At 63.2% G+C, this 17,468-nt stretch carries 18 protein-coding genes; 4 read left to right on the top strand and 14 right to left on the bottom strand.

Features of this window, described 5'->3' with window-relative positions; genetic code table 11:
- Positions 1–71: 71 nt before the first annotated feature.
- From PspS35_RS12220 to gspG, 8 genes are all read right to left on the bottom strand, one after another.
- Positions 72–1,274 (bottom strand): substrate-binding domain-containing protein, encoded by a 1,203-nt coding sequence (locus PspS35_RS12220; RefSeq protein WP_159934769.1) that lies wholly within the window; start codon positions 1,272–1,274, stop codon positions 72–74.
- Positions 1,275–1,696: 422 nt separating this feature from the next.
- Positions 1,697–2,908 carry a type II secretion system inner membrane protein GspF gene (gspF, locus tag PspS35_RS12215; protein ID WP_159934767.1) on the bottom strand — a complete coding sequence of 404 codons (1,212 nt, stop codon included), beginning with the start codon at positions 2,906–2,908 and terminating at the stop codon, positions 1,697–1,699.
- Positions 2,908–4,326, bottom strand: a complete 1,419-nt coding sequence (gene gspE / locus PspS35_RS12210) for a type II secretion system ATPase GspE (protein WP_159934765.1) — start codon at positions 4,324–4,326, stop codon at positions 2,908–2,910. The genes gspF and gspE overlap by 1 nt, the downstream gene beginning before the upstream one ends.
- A gap of 379 nt (positions 4,327–4,705) precedes the next feature.
- Positions 4,706–7,006: a type II secretion system secretin GspD gene (gene gspD, locus PspS35_RS12205; RefSeq protein ID WP_159934763.1), complete on the bottom strand. Its 2,301-nt coding sequence runs from the start codon at positions 7,004–7,006 to the stop codon at positions 4,706–4,708.
- Positions 7,003–7,515 (bottom strand): type II secretion system protein GspM, encoded by a 513-nt coding sequence (gspM, locus tag PspS35_RS12200; RefSeq protein ID WP_159934761.1) that lies wholly within the window; start codon positions 7,513–7,515, stop codon positions 7,003–7,005. Before gspM ends, gspD begins: the two co-directional genes overlap by 4 nt.
- Positions 7,508–8,578 carry a type II secretion system protein GspL gene (gspL, locus tag PspS35_RS12195; RefSeq protein ID WP_159934759.1) on the bottom strand — a complete coding sequence of 357 codons (1,071 nt, stop codon included), beginning with the start codon at positions 8,576–8,578 and terminating at the stop codon, positions 7,508–7,510. Before gspL ends, gspM begins: the two co-directional genes overlap by 8 nt.
- The gene (gene gspK / locus PspS35_RS12190) at positions 8,575–9,453 is read right to left on the bottom strand and encodes a type II secretion system minor pseudopilin GspK (protein WP_159934757.1); all 879 of its coding nucleotides are present in this window, start codon (positions 9,451–9,453) and stop codon (positions 8,575–8,577) included. The genes gspL and gspK overlap by 4 nt, the downstream gene beginning before the upstream one ends.
- Positions 9,454–9,461: 8 nt before the next feature.
- The gene (gene gspG / locus PspS35_RS12185; RefSeq protein ID WP_159934755.1) at positions 9,462–9,911 is read right to left on the bottom strand and encodes a type II secretion system major pseudopilin GspG; all 450 of its coding nucleotides are present in this window, start codon (positions 9,909–9,911) and stop codon (positions 9,462–9,464) included.
- Between the two features lie 147 nt (positions 9,912–10,058).
- On the opposite strand from gspG, the gene gspI reads away from it, so the two are divergent.
- Complete coding sequence (gspI, locus tag PspS35_RS12180) at positions 10,059–10,424, top strand: type II secretion system minor pseudopilin GspI (RefSeq protein WP_159934753.1); 366 nt, start codon at positions 10,059–10,061, stop codon at positions 10,422–10,424.
- On the opposite strand, the gene PspS35_RS12175 is transcribed toward gspI, so the two are convergent.
- Positions 10,411–10,842, bottom strand: coding sequence for a type II secretion system protein N (locus PspS35_RS12175; protein WP_159934751.1), 432 nt, complete (start codon positions 10,840–10,842; stop codon positions 10,411–10,413). The genes gspI and PspS35_RS12175 overlap by 14 nt on opposite strands.
- A gap of 87 nt (positions 10,843–10,929) precedes the next feature.
- On the opposite strand from PspS35_RS12175, the gene gspH reads away from it, so the two are divergent.
- On the top strand, positions 10,930–11,382 hold the full coding sequence (gspH, locus tag PspS35_RS12170; RefSeq protein ID WP_159934749.1) for a type II secretion system minor pseudopilin GspH: 453 nt from the start codon (positions 10,930–10,932) through the stop codon (positions 11,380–11,382).
- Positions 11,379–11,984 (top strand): prepilin-type N-terminal cleavage/methylation domain-containing protein, encoded by a 606-nt coding sequence (locus PspS35_RS12165; RefSeq protein ID WP_159934747.1) that lies wholly within the window; start codon positions 11,379–11,381, stop codon positions 11,982–11,984. Before gspH ends, PspS35_RS12165 begins: the two co-directional genes overlap by 4 nt.
- 92 nt (positions 11,985–12,076) lie before the next feature.
- Here PspS35_RS12165 and PspS35_RS12160 read toward each other — a convergent pair whose 3' ends face one another.
- The 4 genes from PspS35_RS12160 to PspS35_RS12145 all read right to left on the bottom strand — a co-directional run bounded on the left by PspS35_RS12160 (position 12,077) and on the right by PspS35_RS12145 (position 15,593).
- The gene (locus PspS35_RS12160; RefSeq protein ID WP_159934745.1) at positions 12,077–13,336 is read right to left on the bottom strand and encodes an IS256-like element ISPsy17 family transposase; all 1,260 of its coding nucleotides are present in this window, start codon (positions 13,334–13,336) and stop codon (positions 12,077–12,079) included.
- Positions 13,337–13,442: 106 nt separating this feature from the next.
- A complete protein-coding gene (locus PspS35_RS12155; RefSeq protein ID WP_159934743.1) occupies positions 13,443–14,369 on the bottom strand; it encodes a DUF4880 domain-containing protein in 927 nt (308 codons plus the stop codon).
- Between the two features lie 37 nt (positions 14,370–14,406).
- The gene (locus tag PspS35_RS12150; RefSeq protein WP_159934741.1) at positions 14,407–14,952 is read right to left on the bottom strand and encodes an RNA polymerase sigma factor; all 546 of its coding nucleotides are present in this window, start codon (positions 14,950–14,952) and stop codon (positions 14,407–14,409) included.
- On the bottom strand, positions 14,949–15,593 hold the full coding sequence (locus PspS35_RS12145) for a secretin and TonB N-terminal domain-containing protein (RefSeq protein WP_159934739.1): 645 nt from the start codon (positions 15,591–15,593) through the stop codon (positions 14,949–14,951). The genes PspS35_RS12150 and PspS35_RS12145 overlap by 4 nt, the downstream gene beginning before the upstream one ends.
- 217 nt (positions 15,594–15,810) lie before the next feature.
- Between PspS35_RS12145 and PspS35_RS12140 the strand changes: the two genes are divergently transcribed.
- Positions 15,811–16,122, top strand: coding sequence for a hypothetical protein (locus tag PspS35_RS12140; protein WP_159934737.1), 312 nt, complete (start codon positions 15,811–15,813; stop codon positions 16,120–16,122).
- Between the two features lie 147 nt (positions 16,123–16,269).
- On the opposite strand, the gene PspS35_RS12135 is transcribed toward PspS35_RS12140, so the two are convergent.
- Entirely contained in the window at positions 16,270–17,337 is a 1,068-nt protein-coding gene (locus tag PspS35_RS12135) for an NAD(P)-dependent alcohol dehydrogenase (RefSeq protein WP_159934735.1), read from the bottom strand.
- Between the last annotated feature and the right edge of the window lie 131 nt (positions 17,338–17,468).

The raw sequence follows: 17,468 nt of genomic DNA, 5'->3' as shown, positions 1-17,468 counted from the left end.
GCTAACGCAAAAAAAATCAGCAACGGCACAGGCCGTTGCTGATCGGGGTTTCGGGTCGTTGAAAGCCTGGGTTACAGCGGACGACCGATGGCGTTGCAGACGCTGGTGTTACCGATGCCTTGAGCGCTGGAAGCGGTGGCGAAGGTGTCACGCACGGCTTTTTTCCAGTTGGCTGGCAGCGGAACGAAGCGGTTGTTGTTGATGGCGGTATCGTTGTTGATCAGGTTGCCGTAGTGGCGGTTGAAGAACGCACGGACCTGGGTGGTCTGGGTGGCGTCGGCGTAGCACTGGCTGAAGATCACGTTAGTGAAGCCCAGGATCGGGTAGCCGCTGGCCGGGTAAGCGAAAGTCGCCGGGCCGGTGGCGGTGGCAGCAAATACCGGTACCCAGTTGTCCTGGTTGGTCGCGTCGATGAACGTACCGTCCTCACGGGCTTCGGTAGGCGCCGGGATCAGGCCGATGGCGGTGGAAACGTTGGCAGGCGCAGGCGAAACACCGGCAACCTTGGCCACTTTGGTGGCGTCATCCAGACCGGCCAGGGTGGTCGCCGCGTAATCTGGGCTCATGTAAGTGATACGACCTTCGGCAGCGTTAAGCGCGGTCATCACGCCTTGGCTGGTGACAGCAGGCACAGCACCGGCAGGCAGCGTACCGGCGCTGACGCCCTGGACAAAACCGTAGCTGTCTTTGAAGGTCGTGGTGATGGCGAACGTTTTGGTTTCAGCGCACTTGGCATTGAGGAAGCGAGTAAACAACTCGGTGGTACCGCTCGACTCGTCACGGTAAACCACGGTGATCGGGCCAGTACGACCAGAACCGGTGATCTGATCCCAAGTGGTCAAGCGACCGGAGAACACACCGCACAGTTGGTTTACGCTCAGGTCAACTGCATTGGTGCCAGCCTTGTTGAACGGAATGGCAACCGAAGTGGCCACCGATGGCGCCTGGATCAACTTGCCCCAGGTCGGTTGCTTGTTGGTTTTGTAAGCCAGCAGCTCGGCAGCCGACAGCTTGGAATCGCTACCCGCCCAGTGCACGTTCTTATTGGTCACGCCAGCCACGAGCTTGGAGTAGTCGTTGTTCAGGAACGCTGACTTGCCGTTGCCGCTGCCCACGCCGATGTAGGCGGCAAAGCCCGTGGTGAGGACGCCGGAGGTTTGATACAGCGGCTGTGGCAGAGTCGCGCCGCCGCCGTTTACGTCAGCGAATGCAGCCTGTGCCGAGCACAGTGCAGCGAGGGTCATGGATACCGCGAGAACGTTGCGCTTAAACATGAAGAATCTCCTTTCGTCGTGTTTGTACGTTTGGGGTAGATGGCTCTTGCATGACGCCATGGCTTCGGTCCCAAGCCGTGATGCGGGGGTGGCCGGGGGTGAAAACCATGGAGAGAAAGTCGCAGTTTCCGATGACAGATGTAGGAAAAAACCTCGGGAGGAAGCACTTGATTTTAAAAAGATTCTCGGGTGTTTCGGTCATGATTCTGAGCGGTTTGGCCGCAGGTGACAGCGAGGTTTCAGCGTGGCTTTCCTCAAGGCGGCACGGGCTGTGACAAGGGGCCTGGATGTGACGGAATAAGGAACCCGAGGTTGGGGGCTGGCGATATCGGCCCGCGCCAAAATCAACTGAACAGACAAGCCCCGTTTGCTAAGGTTATGTTTTCACCAAAGTCCCCTCCCACATTTTTTACAGCATGTCGTCAGGTGACGAGTTGGTTGATCTCGATGATCGGCAACAGCACCGCCATCACAATCACCAGCACCACGGCGCCCATCACCACGATCATCAGCGGTTCGAGCAACGCGGTCATGCCCATGGCGCGCCGTTCGATATCCCGCGACAGGGTCTGCGCTGCACGCTCCAGCATCGGCGGCAAGGCGCCGGTTTTTTCGCCGCTGGCGATCAGGTGGATCAGCACCGGCGGAAAGACTTTCTCCACAGCCAGCGCCGGCGCCAGGTTGACCCCTTCGCGCACCTTGGCGGTGGCATCGTTGACGCACTGGCTCAAACGCTCATTGGACAGGGTCTGTCGCGCCGCTTCCAGTGCGCGCAACAACGGCACACCGGCACCGCCGAGAATCGCCAGGGTTGAGGCAAACCGCGCCGTGTTCAAGCCCAGCACAAAGCGCCCGATCAGCGGCAGGCGCAGCACGCGGCTGTGCCAATTCAAACGCGCCACGGGGTTGCGCAGGTACAGGCGCCAGCTCCAGAAACCACCGACGATCCCGGCGAAACACAGCCAGCCCCAGGCGCGGATAAAGTCGCTGGCATTGAGCATTGCCAGGGTCAGTCCCGGCAGGTCCTGGCGCGCCTGGGAAAACGCGCTGACCACCTGCGGCACCACATAGCTGAGCAAGAAAATCACAATGCCGATGGACACCAGCCCCACCACACCGGGGTAGATGAACGCCGTGAGGATCTTGCCGCGCAGGTTGTTGCGTTCCTCGATGTAGTCGGCCAGGCGCTCCATCACTTGGGCCAGGTCACCGGACTCCTCCCCCGCCGCGATCAGTGCGCGGTAGATCGACGGAAAGTCCCGTGGCCGTGCCGCCAACGCATCCGCCAGGCGCATGCCGCCGCGCACATCGCCACGCACGGCCGCCAGCGTTTGGGCGATGTGCTTTTTCTCCGCCTGTTCCACCGTGGCACTCAGCGCCGCCTCCAAGGGCAGGCTGGCGCCAAGCAGGCTCGCCAGTTGCCGCGTGGCCCAGGCCAAGTCGTTGTCCGACAGCTTGGGCGTGAACAGACTGCCGCCGGCGACCGCTGGCTGACCGCCTTCGATCTGCACCAGCAAGGCCGTCAAACCGCGCCCGCGCAAGTTGGCGAACGCCGCGCTCTGACTGTCGGCCTCCACATGCCCGACTTCGACTTTGCCGCTGGCATCGGCGGCTTCGTAGCGGTAGCGATTCATCAGGCGTCCCGTGTCACGCGCAGGATTTCTTCAGCGCCAGTGGCACCGCTGCGCACCCAGCGTTCGCCGTCCTCACGCATGCTCAACATCCCGGCCCGGCGCGCAGCCAGGCGCAGCTCCTGCTCGCCCGCGCCCTGGTGGATCAGGCTGCGCACCTCGTCGTCGACGCAGAACAATTCATGAATACCGGTTCGCCCGCTGTAGCCGATCTGGTTGCACTGTGAGCATCCCACCGGCCGCCAGGTGCCCGGCGCGGCCGGGTCTTCCTGTTTGCAATGGGGACACAGGCGCCGTACCAACCGCTGGGCCAACACCCCCAGCATTGACGACGCCAACAGGAACGGTTCGACCCCCATATCGATCAAGCGATTGACCGCCGACACCGCATCGTTGGTGTGCAAGGTGGCGAGCACCAAGTGCCCGGTGAGCGAAGCCTGCACGGCGATCTGTGCGGTCTCCAGGTCGCGGATTTCCCCGATCATGATGATGTCCGGGTCCTGGCGCAGAATCGCCCGCAACGCCAGGCCGAAGGTCATGTCGATCTTGGCATTGACCTGGATCTGGCTGATGCCCGGCAAGTCGTACTCCACCGGGTCTTCCACAGTGAGGATATTACTGGTGCTCGCATCCAGCCGCGCCAACGCCGCGTAGAGACTGGTGGTCTTGCCGCTGCCGGTCGGCCCGGTGACCAGCACGATGCCGTGGGGTTGGCGGATCAACGTATCGAGGCGCGCCAGCAACTGCGGCTCCATGCCCAGGGTTTCCAGTTGCAAACGCCCGGCCTGCTTGTCGAGCAGGCGCATCACCACGCGCTCGCCATGCCCGGTGGGCACCGTCGACACGCGAATATCAATCGGCCGCCCGGCCACCCGCAACGCAATGCGTCCGTCTTGGGGCAGGCGTTTTTCAGCGATATCGAGCTGCGCCATGATCTTGATCCGCGACACCAGCGCGCCGTGCAGGGCTTTGCGCGGCGACACCACATCGCGCAGCGTGCCGTCGACGCGGTAGCGCACCACGGAGTGGGTTTCGTAGGGTTCGATGTGGATATCACTGGCCTCATCGCGGGCGGCCTGGGTGAGCAAGGCGTTGATCATGCGTATCACCGGCGCGCCGTCCTGGGTGTCGAGCAAGTCGGTGATTTCGGGCATGTCCTGCATCAGACGGTCCAGGTCGACCTCGTTCTCGGCAGCACCGACCACAGCAGCGGCACTGCCCGTGTCGGCATAGGCACTGGCGAGCAGGCCGTCGAGTTCGTCGTCGCGTACCTGTTCAATGGGCGACTCGCCGAACTGGCGGCGGACTTCGCTGATGGACCAGCCGGGGGTTGAGGGGCAGACGGTGAGCAACATGCCGTCGGCGCCGGGACGCAGGAGAATGCGCTGGGATTTGGCCCAGGCGTAGGGCAGCAGGCTCATACCCCTCTCCCACAGAAATACATCGTCCACATGTGGGAGGGGGCTTGCCCCCGATAGCGGTGGGTCAGTGTGTACATCGGTGGCTGACACACCCTCATCGGGGCATAGCTATCTACACAACTCTTAAAGGCTGACACATCACTCTGTGGTGAGCGGGCTTGCCCCGCGCTGGGCTGCGCAGCAGCCCCAATAAGGTCACCGCAGAGTGCCAGAATCAGTCGAGGTGAACGTTTTAGGGGCCGCTTCGCAGCCCAGCGCGGGGCAAGCCCGCTCACCACAGAAGCCTGATTGCCATAGATTCCGTATTCACTGGAAGTTGTGTAGATACCCATGCTCATCGGGGGCAGGCCCCCTCCCACATTCAGATCTTCATTTGGATTCATGGCCGTGTACCTACCGGCACCGCCCGAATCACCGCCCTCGGCCCCGGCTGCTGCCCCCCCGGAATCGCCTTCTCCACCGAAGGCAGTTGCGGCGCCTGCACGTCCGGCATCGCCCAACTGTGCTCCGGCTGCAACCCACCTTGAGCCCGGCGCATATAGTCATAGCGATTCAACGTAATCGCCCGCCCCGCCCCACTGTCGCGAATGATGTAGGGCCGCAAGAACACCATCAGGTTGGTCTTGTTCACACTGCGTTTCTCATTGCGGAACAACGCTCCCAACCCCGGAATACTCGACAGCCACGGCACGGCGTCATTGCTCTGGCTGTAGCCGTCCTGCAGCAAACCGCCAAGCACCATGATCTGCCCGTCATCCAGCAAAATGCTGGTATCGATCGCGCGTTTGTTGGTCACCGTGCCCGCCTCCACCGACGCCCGTGAGTCCACGCTGCTGACTTCCTGGTAGATATCCAGCTTCACCGTCCCGCCCTCGGAAATCTGCGGCCGCACGTTCAACTTGAGCCCCACTTCTTCACGCTGCACCGTCTGGAACGGGTTGTTGCTGGTGCCACCCCCGCCGGTGACATAGCTGCCGGTGACAAACGGAATGGTCTGCCCGACGAAAATACTCGCCGCTTCGTTGTCCAGGGTCAGCAGGTTCGGCGTGGACAGCACGTTGGTACCGCCCTTGCTCTTGAGCGCGCGGGCCAGCACCTTGAGGTCGAGCACCTTGCCGATCCCCGGGATATCCACGGTGCCGTTGACCAGGCCGATGTTCAAGCCCTTGGGCAGTACATCAATGCTGGTCTTGCCGGTAGTCACGAGGCCGCTGCCACCGAGGTTGACCCCACCGAACGCACCGTTGCCCGCCAGGTTGCCAGCCTGCCATTGCACGCCAAACTCCGTGGCGTCGTCTTCATTCACTTCCACGATCAGGCTTTCGATCACCACCTGGGCGCGCCGCTGATCGAGCATGTCGATCACTTCACGCAGGTTGCGGTACAGCGGGTCCGGCGCGGAAATCAGCAGGGTGTTGGTGGTGGCGTCGGCCTGGATGGTCACGCCGCCGGCGCTGAACGCGGTGTCCTGGTCCTTGGCCTTGCCACCGGTAGATTGTGGGTCCTGGCCATAGCCCGATTGCACACCACTGCCCGTGGGCGTGCCGCTGCTGTTCTGCGCGTTGCTGGCCTGCGCGGTGTTCTGGCCATTGCCGCCCATGGCGCTGAGCTTGCTGCGCGCCTCATCGCTGACGCCCGAGTCGCTCTCGCCCGTCAACAAACCGCGCAGCGACTGGGCCAGCTTGCCCGCCTGGGCGTTGCGCAGGTACACCACGTGCATGTTGCTGGGGTTGCTCTGGGCGTTGTCGAGCTTGTAGATCAGGTTGCGCGCCAGCTCGGTGCGTTCAGGGCTGCCGGAGCGAATGATGATCGAGTTGGAACGCGGGTCGCCGATCACATTGATCTTCTGGGTCTGGTCGGCGCCCTGGGTGTCCAGCAGTTCGGCGACCATCGCGGCGATGTCGACCGCGATGCCGTTCTGGATCTGCACCACGTCGGTGTCAATGGCGCTGGAGGTGTCGATACCACTGATGATCTGGGCAACCCGCGCCAGGTTCTCCGCATAGTCGGTGATGACGATGCTGTTGTTGCCGGGGTAGGCGTTGATCGGGTTGTTCGGCGACACGATGGGGCGCAGCACCGGGATCAGGTTCACCGCGTTTTCGTATTGCAGGCGAAAGGTGCGGGTCTGCATGCCACTGCTGCCAGCGCTGTAGATCGGCCCGCCGAGCAACTTGGCATCGGCCTCCGGCACCACTTGGGCCACGCCACCCACATCCACCACGCTAAAGCCCTGCATGCGCAACGCGGCCAGCAGCATGTCGTAGGCCTGATGCGCGGGCACCTGGCCTTCGCTGACCAGGGTCAGGTTGCCCTTCACACGCGGGTCCACCAGAAATTGCTGGCCTGTGGCGCGCGACAGTGCGCGCACCACCGCCTGGATATCGGCGTCGACAAAGTTGAGCTGCACCGGCTGGTCGCCCAGCGGGTTGCGCGCCTTGATGGTCGCCGGGGCTTGGCCACGGACGCTGCTGGTCACCCGGTGCTGTACAGCCGGCTTGGAGAGCGGCTCGCGCTGGCGGTCCAGCACAGACTCACCGCTGCGGCGAGTGTCGGCCAATGGCTGGCCGAGTTCACTGTCCACCAGCAACGGCTTGGGCGCCTCCTGGGTGCTGCACGCACTGAGCGCCAGCAACAGCAGTGGCGCGGCCATACGAAAAGGGGGGACTGACCACTTCATGAAGCTTCCTTAGCGCCAAGCGCCTGATCCATGCGAACGGTCCCGGACACAGTGCCGGCCGAGGTGTCGACGGCGTCCGGGGCACGTTGCAAACGCGCCTCGGACACCTCCAGAGAAAACGAACGGGGATTGCCCAGCAACCAGCCCACCACCGCGTCCGCCGGAGCCTTGTCGAAGGTCAGGCGCCAACCGCCAGAGTCCAGCGCCTGCACTTGGTAATGCCCTTGCAGACCGGCGCTGTCCAAGGCCTGGCGCAGCGCGGCTTCGTCGGCCAGCCGAGGCGCTGCGACGTCCTGCAACAGCACCTGCAAGGCGGCGGCCTGGGCGCGCAGCTTGGGGGTTTCGGTTTGCCAATAGTCGATCTTCTTGAGCGCGGGCTGGACCAGTATCAGCCAGGTCAACAGGCTCGCCAGCACTAGGCCGACACCGACCAGCATGCGTTTTTCGCGCAGGGCCAGGCCGTTCCAGAACACCTGGGTCTGGTCGCGTACGCGGTGCCATTTATTCATCACTGGCTCCCGCTGTTTCGGCAACCGGCGCCGGGGCAATGCTCCAGCCGTGGTCGTCCCGTGTGGCGGCAAACCCGGCCTGGGCCAACACGGCCTGCCAGTCGCCCTCGGCGGCCGGGCTGCGGCTGTCGGCCAGCAACGCCACGTGCAAGCGTCCTTGTTCGAAGGTCAGGGTGTCGACGCTGCCCACCATGAACGGCAGGTTGCTGCCCGCCAGTTGCAGCAGGCTGGGAAAGCGCTGACCAGGATCGGCGGTGGCGCCGGTCTGGCGTGCCGTCAGTTGCTGGCGAGCCTGCTGCAACGGGTTGAGCACCACCGGCAGTTCAGGAAATGCCTGGCGTACCTGCTGGCTCATCAACGCCTTGAGCCGCAGGCCTTCATCCGCCTGGCGGGCGGCATACAGGTTGAGGCCGACCGTCCAGACACTCGCAGCCAGCGCGACACAGGCCAGCGCCCTGCCCCAGCCACCCTTGGACGCTTGGCGCAAACGCGCGTGCAAGCCCCAACTGGGCACGGCACCGGCCCAACGCTGCGCCGCGTCCACCAGCGGCACATCGAGGGCCTGCAACCCCAGCGGGTGCACCGCCGCTTGTTGCAGGCTGTCGCGCGTCAACCAATAGCCTGCGTCCAGTGCCGCAGCGCCCACGGGCAAGGCATAGGGCGCCGCATACACACCGCGCAGCTGGAGTTGCGTCTGTGCCAGGAGCTGCCCGAGGCGTTCCAGCCCGGCCTTGGGTACCCAGCCCACTTGCACGCGGCCATCGCTTTCACGCGGACCGTGAGCCACCTGCATCTGTTCCACCGGGCCGAGGATCAACGCCTGCGCCGCGCAGGCCACGGCGGCGGCGGTTTTGGCGGCCGGTAATGGCGGCAGGTCCAGGCTGGTCAGCAGGCTGTCGCGCGGGTGCAGGAAACAGTCCACCGCGTGGCGGTTCTTGCCCAGCTGGGCCAGGTTTGCATGACCGTCGGACACCACCGCACCACGCTCCAGCCAGGCAAACGCCACCTGGCTGTCCAGGCTCAGCTCGGCCAGCGGCGGCAAGGCAATGCGCAAGCGCTTCATACGCCCACCCGCGACCAGATCACTTGCGGCCGGCGGCTTTCCGGGCGGTGCAGCAGCGCATCCAGCGTCACCCGGCGCTGGTCCTGCCGCGCCTGGCCTTGCAGGCGAAACCACTCGCTGGTGATGCCCACTTGCACCGTATCCACCGCGACCTGTGGCAAGTGCAGACGGTTGACGAAATCCCCTCGGTTGATAAACCAGTGCCCGCCGTCACGCTCGGCCACCAGCGCCTGAGCCTGGGACAGGCTCAACTGTGGCACCACGGCGCTGAGCACTTCGGCGCGGGCGGTGTTGCCGTTGACCCAGGTGATGTCGGGCAGCACGCTGATGTACGTTTGCAGGCGCTGCAACAACTCGGGGTCGAGGCCTTCGATACCGCTCAAGTCCTCAAGGCTGCGCAGCATCGGGTATTTGGCGGGCGTGTCGAGTTGCTCGTAGGACGCGATCACGCGCTGGCTGATCCGCCGGCTTACCGCCGGGTCGACGCCGATCAGGCCGCACAGACGTTCAAAGCTCTGCACTTGCTCGGCATCCACCCGCTGGCGATTGACCAGATTACGCAGGTTGAACTTGCCCTGTTCGTCTTCAACCCGGCCCTCAAACGCACCGCCCTGGGCGCGTGCCCACGGCTGGTCGAGACGCGTCAGCACGTCTTTCTGGCGCGCCTCCCACAGCATCTGCCGGCTGCGTTCCAGGCCACCCTGCAACAGCCACTGGCCTTGCACACGCATCTGCTCGGCCTCCAGGCTGCGGGTGAACACGGTCTGGCGCGTCAGCATGGCACCGGCGATCACGGCCACCACGGCGGCGATCAGCAATGCGCTGATAATCGCCATGCCGCGCTGCTTCGCCGCTGGGGGCGAATACCGTTTCATGGCGCGCCTTACAACTGCCAGGAGCCGATATCGGCATTCACGCCATCGCCGTCGGGCTGGCCATCGGCGCCGAGGGAGAACACATCGACTTCACCGTTGGCGCCCGGGTTGAGGTAGTGATAAGCGTGACCCCACGGGTCGTTGGGCAGGCGGTCGAGGTAGGCGCGCCAGGTAGTGTTCTTGGCATCCGCCGGGCGCTCCACCAGCACTTTCAGGCCCTGGTTCATGTTCGGGTAGGTGCCATGATCGAGGCGGTAGAGTTTCAGCGCCTGCATCAAGCCGCCGATGTCCTGCCTGGCCGCCGTGGCCCGCGCCTGGTCCGGCCGGTCGAGCACCTTGGGCACCACCATCGCGGCCAGGATCCCGAGGATGACCACCACCACCATAATCTCGATCAGGGTGAAGCCACGCTGGCCGCGAGGGCCTGGCAATGGGGACGTTAGGCGCGCGATATCCATCTCGACATTCCTTGGGTGAGTGCATTTCGTGGCGCAGTGTTGCAAGAACACATGTCAGTCGTATTGAAAATCCTCGGGAGGTTCGGTCGCCAATCGGTCAACTCGCGGCGCTAGTCTGCGGGCCTGTTTCCGGGCTTTGAGAGCGCCATGTACGGCCATCGCAACGAGCAAGGTTTTACCCTGATTGAAGTGCTGGTGGCGCTGGCGATCATCGCCGTGGCGATGGCCGCCGCCGTGCGCGTGGCCGGGTTGATGACCCAGAGCAATGGGCTGCTGCGAGACAAGTCGATGGCGTTGCTGGCGGCACAAAGTCGCCTGGCACAGGTGCGCCTGGAGGGGCGTCTGCGCAGCGGCAAGCAGACCTTCGAGTGTGACCAGGGCCGCTTGAAGCTGCGGTGCGAGCAAACCGTCAGCGCCGATGGCCCGCTGTTTCAGGTCTCGGTGCAGGTGCTGGACGCCAGCCGCGACGCGCCGCCCCTGGCGCGCCTGGCCACCCAGGTCATGGCCGAGTGAGCCGCTGCAATGCGGGTGCATCCGGCAGCTTGTCGAGGTTGACCCGCAGCTTTTCGCCGCCGCGCTCGATCTCCACGCCGTCGCCTTCGATGGCCGTCAACCGCACGCCGGGGCTGAGGCGCTCACCCAATAGAAAGCTGCGCGGCGGGCCATCGTTGAGGCTGAGGATCGCCACCGCACCGCGCGCGCCGGCAAGCACGCCAGTGACCTTGACCTGCAACGCCGTCGGTGCATTGGAAAACCATTGCAGCGCCGGGTTATCGCTGCGCGCCGCCAGTGCCTGCGGGGTGGCCTGGGGCGTGTGGGATTCGGCCCAGGTGAGCAGCAGCGGCGTCCACACCAGCACGCCGGCCACGGCGGCCAGCAGTGCGCCGATCTGCACGCCGTGGGCCGCTGAGAAACGCAGGGAAAAAGCCATGGGAAGGACCTCCTGTTTGTCCGGTCCTTCAGCCTACAGCTCAATTCGCACGTTTTTATTTCAGTGTGCTGTGTTTGGAACCGAGCCATGAAACAACAAGGCTTCACCCTGATTGAGCTGATGGTGGTACTGGTGATCATCGGCATCGCCAGTGCCGCCATCAGCCTGAGCATCAAGCCCGACCCGTTGCACCTGCTGCGCAAGGACGCCGAGCGCCTGAGCCAACTGCTGCAAGTGGCCCAGGCCGAAGCCCGCGCCGACGGCCGCCCGATTACCTGGCGCGCCGATGCCAAGGGGTTTCGCTTCAACCGTCGCAGTGATGACGGGATGGGCATGGGGGTGTTCAAGGGCGACGCCCAATTGCGCCCACGCCTATGGGAGAGCACGCCGATGCACATCAACCTCGAACCCCGGCAAACCCTGGTACTCGATGCCGAGTGGATCAACCCACCCGTGCGCGTGGTGCTGTCCGACGGGCAACACAGCCTCAGCCTGCAACGGGACGCCGCCGGTTTGATGCGCGTGGTGAGCCCGCCATGAACCCATCGCAGAAGGGCTTCACCCTGATCGAAGTGATGGTCGCGATCATGCTGATGGCGGTGGTCAGCCTGATCGCCTGGCGCGGCCTCGACAGCGTAACCCGCGCCGATCATCACCTGCAGGCGAGCACGGAACAGACTGAGGCCATGTTGCGAGTGCTGAACCAGCTGCAACGGGATATCAGCCTCAGGGCCAGTGTGGAACTGACTGCGCCGAAAGACGACGCCGATGGGTTGGCGGGCGTTTCCGTTCGCAGCTCCGACAGTAAAGGGTTTCAGTTGGACGTGATCCGCAGCGCCCCCGTCGCGGGCGATGGGTTGCAGCGGGTGCGCTGGTGGCTCAAGGGCGACAGCCTGTACCGCGCAGCCGCGCCGGCACGTAATCGGTTTCCGTTGCCGGCGGCCAAGGATGGGGTGGTGGTGTTGACCGGGGTCAGCGATTTGCAGGTGCGGGTGTGGGAGGCAGACAAGGGCTGGCGGCAGTTGAGTGGGAATCGACAGGCGGATCCGCTGGGGTTGGAGATCCGGTTGGTCAGGCAGACGGCGCAGGGCGTGGAGCGGTATCGGCAGGTGCTGGGGCCTTTGCGGGCGGGGCGTGACTGAGAGCAAGAGCCGATGCAGACTGACATCTAGCGGGAGTATCAGTTTTTTTGTGTTCGGGCTGGTTAGGGCCTGCCGTCAGGCAGGCCGTTGTTTTACCAGCTCGGTCTGGTAAATCGGTCTCCGTAAAGAATCGCAAACTGATTCATTGCCACTTTCCAATCATGCGCCGGGTGCCCCCAGTTAGCCGTGATATTTCGTAGTCCCAGCCAGATCAGCTTCGTTGCCGCATCGTCGGTCGGGAAGTGCCCACGGGTTTTAATAATCTTTCGTAGCTGAGCGTTGATGCTTTCGATGGCATTGGTCGTATAGACCACTTTTCGGATACCCGCCGGGAATACAAAAAACGGTATAACCCGATCCCAGGCGCGACGCCATGCAGCAACTACAGTCGGATACTGCTTACCCCAAGGCCCCGCTTCAAAGGCGTTGAGCTCTTGCTCGGCCACGTCGGCATTGATCGCCTGGTAGATCGGCTTGAGGGCTTTGGCCAATGCCCGACGTTTATCCCAAGCGGCATAGTCCAAGCTGTTGCGGATCAGATGCACGATGCAGGTTTGCAGCGTCGTGGCAGGAAAAACCGCTCCCAAAGCCTCCGGTATCCCTTTAAGGCCATCCGTGACGGCGATTAGAACATCTTCTACCCCACGCGTTTTGAGGTCGTTGAAGACCTTCATCCAAAACTTGGCGCCCTCGGTGCTCTCAATCCAGATCCCCAGAATGTCACGTGTGCCATCGGGTAATACGCCCAGCGCCAGATAAATGGCCTTGTTGCGCACTAACCCCTCGTCCCGGATTTTGACCCGTAGCGCATCAAAGAAGATGACCGGGTACATAGGCTCCAGGGGGCGCTGCTGCCAAGAGCCGACTTCTTCCATTACGGCATCGGTGACTGAGCTGATGAAGTCATGGGACACGTCAGTTCCATACTGCTCAGACAGAAAAGCGCGGATCTCACGCACCGTCATACCCCGGGCGTACATGGCAATTATCTTGTCGTCGAAGCCTGTAAAACGGCGTTCGTGCTTGGGAATCAGGATCGGGGCGAAGCTACCATCGCGGTCTCTGGGGATATCCAGGCGAAGCGGCCCATCGTCGGTAAGAACCGTTTTGCCACTCTTGCCATTGCGCTGATTGGTCGACTCCTCAGGGCGCTCCGCGCCCTGAGGATAACCAAGGTGGTGACCCAGCTCGGCACCTAGCGCGCGCTCGATCAGAGCCTTCTTGAACGCCATGGACGCGTCTTGAATGGCTTCGGCGCTCATCGGGCCTTTAACAAACTGCTCGATCAGCTCTTGGGGAATCGAGGGTAACTCCCTCGCTGCTGCATGGGCGGGCTTCTTTTTGGTCGGCATAGATGCACCTCTAGCTACATGTTATGCCCGAACACAAAATTTCTGACAGTCTCCATCTAGCTGATATTTGCCATAAATTCAGCATCCACTGGAGAAGAGACCTGGCCTAACTCAACAAAACGACGCCCCCAGGCAACTCCGTACACTTGGCCCCATACGCATCCCGAATCAACAGCGCCACACCGGCCAACTGCTGCAGACTAAACCGCGCCTGTACCCGCCGCCGTCCCAGTTCTTTATTGAGCAGCACCAGCATCCCCGGCCGATAGCGGTTGATCTCATCCACCACCGTCGCCAGCGTGGCGTTATCGAACACCAGCACCTGTTCACGCCAGGCCACGACCGCCTGCGTATCCACCGTGGTCACGGCACCGACCCCGGCAGCGCCATAGCTCAGTTGCCGGCCACTGCCCAAGCTCACACTGTTGCCGCCAACGTCCACCGACAGCGACCCTTCGATACAGGTGACACACACCCTGTGATCGGTATGCCGCACATTGAAGCGCGCCTGCGCCGCACTCACCCAACCCTCCCCGGCCCAGACCTTGAGCGGCTGCGCAATATGGGCGACGACCTCAACCTCACCTTCGAGCAATTCTATCCCCTGGCCCACGCGGCTGATGCGCGTCTGCGTGTTGAGCTCCAGGCTCACGCCGTCACTCAGCAGCACTTGGCGCTGTTCGCCCACCTCGGTGCGATAGTCCGCCGTCAGCCCGGAAAAACCGCCCGGCACACCGACGCGCACCATTACCACCGCCGCCGATGCGGCAATCGCAGCACCAAGAAATGCACGACGCCCCAACTGGCGCGGCGCAGATGTTTGCTCAAGCGCGGGTGCCAATTGCTGCCACATTTCCTTGGCCTGCTCAAACGCCTGGGCATGCTCCGGGCTCTGGGCGCACCAGGCTTTGAGGGCCTTGGCATCGGCCACGGTGGCGCGGCCCGAGATCAACAAGACCAGCCAGTCGCGGGCTTCGTCGTGCAAGGGGCTGGCGGCGTTTTGCCGGGCGATGCAGAGGCTAAAAATGTTCAAGCGCACACATACTCACGGATTTTTCAGGGACTCAACACTAAGACGGTTTTCCGGCCCCGGGACCGAACCGCTGGATCACTTTTCTTTCCAGGCGCTTGGCGCAGTGGCCCAGGGCGGCCTTGATTTCCTTCTCGACCATGCGCGTGGAAATGCCGAAACGCTGGGAAATTTCCAGGTGCGGCGCTTCTTCCAGGCGCGCGGCGATAAGGATCTTGCGCCGACGTGAAGGCAGTTCGTACAGCGCCTTGACCAGAGATTGGATTTCTTTCTGGCCGCCCACCACCCGTGATGGGTCTTGGGCTTCGTCGGCGCTTTGCAGCAACGCCTCCACTTCGCTGCCGGTGAGCAAGCGGGCGTCGGCCTGGCGGCGGTCGGCGGCGATGTTCAAGGCCATGCGGTACAGGTAGGCATTGGGCTGCGCCAGGTTCGGCGGGACTTCCATGCGGTCCACGCGCAAGTAGGTTTCGTGCAGGACATCGTTGGCCAGGTCCTCAGAGCCCAGGCGCTTGCGCAAACGCACCTTGAAGTCTTCGTAGGAAGCCAGGAACAAGCTGACCATCGTACTGTGCCCGGTACTTTTCATCCGCCCGCGGCTCCCTTTTTGGCTGTGCATTCCATGCGTGTTCCTGTTGTGTCAGGCATCAAAAGTAAAGTCACCGGCTGACGCAGGGAACTCGGTGCAGGGCGTTCCACCCGTGCAGTTCCCAGGCCGCGTACCAGTGCTTCATCGCGTTGTTCGTCGCCGGTGGAGCTGACCAGCCGACTGTGCTCGATCACCCCTTCGCGGTTGACCCACACCTGCACCAGCGCACGAAAGCTGCCGGGGCGCGTGAGAGCCGACCGGCACAGGCTGGTTTCGATGGCCTGTTGCAAGGCCGTGGCGTAGCTGTTGTTGATGCGCGCCGCACTGCGGGCCGCAGCACCCCGGGCCGGGGGCGGTTGGCTGACCTCGGGCAACTGCAAGGTAAACGCATCGCTGCGTGCGTAACGTGCCATCAGGCCACTCCCTGTCAGCAACATCGCCAGAGCCTCCTGCGCCGTGAAGCGCCCGCGCACCCCGATGGAGCGCCGGCCCCGCGTCAGTTCGCGGTCCACCAGCACGGCCATTCCCGTGGCCCGGCTGAAGGCTTGCAGGGCATGTTCCAAGTCTTGCGCCGGCAGGTTCAACAGCAACAACGATCCCTCTGCCTGCGCGGCGCGCCCGCCGACCAGCAGCAACAGCAAGACCAGGGCGCATACGGCGCGCCTCCAGGCCCCCTGTTCACCCCCTGCTCTGCATCGCTGCACGGCCGACGCGCCCTAGAAAACCGTCATCCTGAGGCCCGTTTATGAATCTGATGTTACGGTGATAGCAAAAAAAACATCACGGTGACGAGAAGCCCGCTGCACTAGACTCTCAAGCCTTACCGGCCCACTCCCTCGGGCCTGCCAGGAGGCCATGATGAAGCTGCTCCCAACCCTCGCCAGCCTGTTGCTGTGCACCGCTCTGCCCGTGCTCGCCCACGCCGACAATACACCCGGCGGCTGCACCGAGGTCACGGTGGATGGGTACAAGGCGCCTGACTACGGTTGCCTCGGCCAACACATGGGCAATGACACGAACGCTGCCAAGGCGGCGAAGAAAAACCGTGAGGCGCAGACTCTTTCTATCGAGAAGCGACCGCCGAACGCAGTGGGTTTGTCCACCCCGGCCGCCACCAGCGTGCGCATGGGCAATACCTTTGGGACGTCGGTCAAGCCGCAACGGCCGTGAGCCCGGTCCAGGCACACCGCTGAAGCAAAAAATGTGGGAGGGGGCTTGCTCCCGATGGCGGTGTTCCAGTCAAAACCTCTTTGACTGATCTACCGCTCTCGGGAACAGGCCCCCTCCCACATTTGATTATTCGGTGGGTTGGGGTTTTCAGGCCGCGTGGCTTTCCTTTTTCAAGCTGTCCATATCGATCACGAAACGGTACTTCACATCGCCCTTGAGCATCCGCTCATACGCCGCGTTGATGCCCTGGATATCGATCACTTCCACATCCGAGACAATCCCGTGCCTGGCACAGAAGTCCAGCATGTCCTGGGTCTCCTGAATGCCGCCGATCAACGAACCGGCCAGGCTGCGGCGCTTGAAGATCAGGCCGAATACCGCTGGCGAGGGGTGCGGGCTGTCCGGAGCGCCGACCAGGGTCATCGTGCCGTCGCGCTTGAGCAGGTTGAGGAACATGTCCAGGTTGTGCGGTGCGGCGACGGTGTTGAGGATGAAGTCCAGGCTGTTGGCGACCTTGGCCATTTCGTCGGGGTTCTTCGATACCACCACATGGTCAGCGCCCAGGCGCAGGCCGTCTTCGCGTTTGTTGGGTGAGGTGGTGAACAGCGTGACTTCGGCGCCCATCGCGTGGGCGATCTTCACGGCCATATGGCCCAGGCCACCGAGGCCGACCACGCCGACTTTCTTGCCGGGGCCGACTTTCCAGTGATGCAGCGGCGAATAGGTGGTGATGCCCGCGCACAGCAACGGCGCCACAGCGGCCAGGTTGGCATCGTCGTGGGAGATGCGCAGCACGAACTTTTCCTTGACCACGATGCTGTCCGAGTAGCCGCCGAAGGTGTTTTCGCCGCCGAACACCGGGCCGTTGTAGGTGCCGGTAAAACCGTTCTCGCAATACTGTTCCTCACCCTCGGCGCAGGAAGGGCAGTGCTGGCAGCTGTCGACCATGCAGCCGACACCGGCCAGGTCGCCGACCTTGAATTTTTTCACGTTGGCGCCCACCGCCGTCACGCGGCCGACGATTTCATGGCCGGGTACCGACGGGTACAGGGTGTTGTTCCACTCGTTACGCGCGGTGTGCAGGTCGGAGTGGCACACGCCGCAATACAGGATGTCGATCTGTACATCGTCCGCCCCTGGCGCACGGCGCTCGAAGGTAAAGGGCTTGAGCGCATCCTTGGAGTCCCGAGCGGCGTAGCTGTAGGTCTTGGCCATTTCGTTCACCTGTGTGATCAGACTGTGGAGGTCAGTGGACCAGCATAGACGCTGAACCGTTCAACCGAGCACACCCGTACAAGCCCTTCGTCAGGTTTACGGCAATAGTGAGGCAGCGTCTTCTCGCCCCC

It is taken from the genome of Pseudomonas sp. S35, assembly GCF_009866765.1.
In the GTDB taxonomy this organism is placed as follows: domain Bacteria; phylum Pseudomonadota; class Gammaproteobacteria; order Pseudomonadales; family Pseudomonadaceae; genus Aquipseudomonas.
This window is presented reverse-complemented; position numbering and strand designations above follow the sequence as displayed.